General features: G+C 65.5%; 4 protein-coding genes and 1 pseudogene. 1 reads left to right on the top strand and 4 read right to left on the bottom strand.

What is annotated here, in order from left to right; translation table 11 throughout:
• Nucleotides 1–156 (top strand): annotated as a pseudogene (locus tag WAN02_RS20265) (LLM class F420-dependent oxidoreductase); the annotation flags it as partial.
• On the opposite strand, the gene WAN02_RS20260 reads toward WAN02_RS20265, so the two are convergent.
• The 4 genes from WAN02_RS20260 to WAN02_RS20245 form a co-directional block, all read right to left on the bottom strand.
• Nucleotides 153–446: a putative quinol monooxygenase gene (locus tag WAN02_RS20260; RefSeq protein ID WP_422266017.1), complete on the bottom strand. Its 294-nt coding sequence runs from the start codon at nt 444–446 to the stop codon at nt 153–155. The pseudogene WAN02_RS20265 and the gene WAN02_RS20260 overlap by 4 nt on opposite strands.
• 18 nt (nt 447–464) lie before the next feature.
• A complete protein-coding gene (locus tag WAN02_RS20255; protein WP_422266016.1) occupies nt 465–1,472 on the bottom strand; it encodes an ABC transporter substrate-binding protein in 1,008 nt (335 codons plus the stop codon).
• An 11-nt stretch (nt 1,473–1,483) separates the two neighbouring features.
• Nucleotides 1,484–2,221 carry an ABC transporter ATP-binding protein gene (locus WAN02_RS20250; RefSeq protein WP_422266015.1) on the bottom strand — a complete coding sequence of 246 codons (738 nt, stop codon included), beginning with the start codon at nt 2,219–2,221 and terminating at the stop codon, nt 1,484–1,486.
• A partial coding sequence (locus WAN02_RS20245) for an ABC transporter permease (RefSeq protein ID WP_422266014.1) occupies nt 2,218–2,638 on the bottom strand: 421 nt, incomplete at its 5' end. The genes WAN02_RS20250 and WAN02_RS20245, both read right to left, overlap by 4 nt.

Below are 2,638 nucleotides of genomic sequence, written 5' to 3'. Positions count from 1 at the left end.
GATTCGGCCACCGGCACCACGGAACAGGTGATCGAGCGGCTGGAAAAGCTGCGCGGCCTGGGCTGCGATTACGTGATCTGTTACTTCCCGGAGGCCGCCTACGACCGTTCCGGCATCGAGCTGTTCGAACGGGAAGTGATCCCGGCGCTGAGCTAAACGTCGGTGGTGATGTAACGCGTCTTGACCGGAGGCGCGGCCAGCAGCGGGGGTAGTTGCGTGACCTTTCCTTCTCCGGCGCGAAACGCGCGGTAGGCCTCGTCGTGCTCGACCGAATCCCAAACTTCGTAGATGATCCAGTGCGCTTCGTCGTCCTCGTCGACGAGCACGTCGGTTTGCAGGTTCCCGTCGAATGCGCGGGTGACTTCCAACGTCCGCCCCATGAGTTCGCGCCCCGCGGCGACCTCGTCGGGCTTGAACCTGAGCTCCAGTAATACCGTGACCGCCATCGTCATCTCCTCGCGTCGTCAGGTCGTGCTGCTCACCGAGAGCACACCGTTGAACCTACGGTCGACCCATTTGACGAAGTCGGGCGCCTCCGGAATCTGGTCCGTGGTCGCGAACAGGTCAGCGAGCCGTTGCTCGGCAGCCACCACCTTGTCATCCAGCGGCACCCGCAACCGCCGGATCCGGCTCTGTGCCAACGCCGCGATGGTGACGTTCAAACCTACGGCGGCTGAATACTTCTCGGCCCACTGCTGGGGGTTGGCCCGCGCCCACTGGGCAGCCCGTTCATAACGGACCAGCAGATCGGACAACGCCGCGTTGTGTCTCGGATCGGTCAGGGCCTTCACCGACGCGCTGCCGAACTGGTAGCCGTTGTCCGCGGACCCGATACTGCGCACCTTCAGCGTCAGATTGGCTTGGGCCGTATAGGGATCCCAGATCACCCAGGCGTCGCCCTGTCCGTTGGCGAACGCCGACAGCGCATCTGCGGGCTGCAGAAACACCAGCTTGACGTCTTTCGGCTTGAGCCTGGCGTCGGCCAGGTGCTCGAGCACGTTGGCGTGGGCGGCGCTGCCCTTGGCCACCAGGACGGTCTTGCCCGCCAGATCGTGGACCGTCGCAATCGGCGAATTGGTGCGCACCAGGATCTGCTCACCGGACCCCGCGCCGTCCCACACGGAAACCACCCGGGTCTTGGAGTTGGCCGCCGCGCCGAAGACCGGCGGTGTGTTGCCGGTGATCGCGAAATCGATGCGGCCCGCGTTCAACGCCTCGATCTGCGGCGGGCCCGACGTGAACGTGGAGAACTCAACGCGATACGGCAGGCCGTCCAGGGCGTGGGCAGCGCGCAGCAGCGCTTCGGTGCCGCCCTTCTGGTCCCCGACGTGCAGGGTCAGTCCGGACAGCTCCGCGGGCGGCACGGTCGCCGGCACCCCGATGGGCTGCGGTCCCTGAGACCGGGCGACGCACGCAGCCACCGTAGCGGTCAGTACCAGCAGGACGCCGAGGTGAAAGGCAGTGCGCTGCATAACCTTAGCCGTCAATGCCGAACGCCGAGCTTTTCGAGTAGGTCGGCGCGGTATTGGTCATGCTTGGCAGTGCGCTCCGACGGCGCGGGCCGCGGCGATTCGATGATGATGGAGTGGGCGACGCGGCCTTGCTCGAGGACCAGCACCCGGTCGGCCAGTTCGATCGCCTCGTCGACGTCATGGGTGACCAGCAGGACGCCGAACCCGTGCCTGCGCCACAGGTCGAGCAGCAACGCCCGCATGGACAACCGGGTGAGCGCGTCCAGCGCGCCGAATGGCTCATCGAGCAGCAGCAGCTCCGGTTCGGCCACCAGTGCGCGCGCCAGCGAAACCCGTTGCGCCTGACCGCCGGACAATGTCAGCGGCCACGACTGGGCGTAGTCGGTGAGACCGATCTCGGCCAGGGCCAGCTCGCTGCGGGCCCGCGCCGCCTCGCGGGACAGCGTGCTGCGGGTGAGCCCGTACTGCACGTTGGTCAGCACGTCGCGCCACGGGAAGAGTCGCGGCTCCTGAAAGGCGACGGCAGGAGCGCCGCTGACCTCTCGGTTGCCGGCGTGGTCGTCGGAAAGCCCTGCCAGCACTCGTAATACGGTCGACTTGCCGCATCCGCTGCGACCGACCAACGCGACGATCTCGTTCGCCCGCACCTCCAGCGAGATGTCATCGAGGATGCGCCGGTTGCCGTAGAACTTGTTGACGTTGCTGAGCTTGCCGACGACGGTGGTCTGCCGGTCGGACGTGATGGTCATGCGCGGTACCTCAGGGCTCGATGTTCCAGGGCTCGGACACCGGCGTCGGTGACGATGCCCAGCAACGCATAGACGGCCAGGCAGAAGATGATGATGTCGATGCGTAGAAAGTCGCGTGCATTGTTGATCAGGAAACCAATGCCCTTGTCCGCGTTGATCTGCTCGGCGACGATCAGCGTCAGCCACGCGATCGTCAACGACTGCCGGAGCCCGACCAGCACCTGCGGGGCCGCGCTCGGCAACAGGATGATGCGCAGTCGCTGCCACAGTGAAAAGCCAAGAACATCGGCGGTTTCCAGCAGTTTGGGGTCGACTTGCCGGATCGCGGAAAAGGTATTGAGGTACAGCGGGAACGCCACCCCGAGAGCGACGAGATTCACTTTGGCCAGTTCGCCGATGCCGAACCAGAGGATGAAC

The organism is Mycobacterium sp. (genome assembly GCF_049281135.1).
GTDB lineage: Bacteria > Actinomycetota > Actinomycetes > Mycobacteriales > Mycobacteriaceae > Mycobacterium.
This window is presented reverse-complemented; position numbering and strand designations above follow the sequence as displayed.

Bases quoted from the DNA above. Each gene is read 5' to 3' on its own strand.
- WAN02_RS20260 (WP_422266017.1), bottom strand. From the start codon at position 446: ATGGCGGTCACGGTATTACTGGAGCTCAGGTTCAAGCCCGACGAGGTC.
- WAN02_RS20255 (WP_422266016.1), bottom strand. From the start codon at position 1,472: ATGCAGCGCACTGCCTTTCACCTCGGCGTCCTGCTGGTACTGACCGCT.
- WAN02_RS20250 (WP_422266015.1), bottom strand. From the start codon at position 2,221: ATGACCATCACGTCCGACCGGCAGACCACCGTCGTCGGCAAGCTCAGC.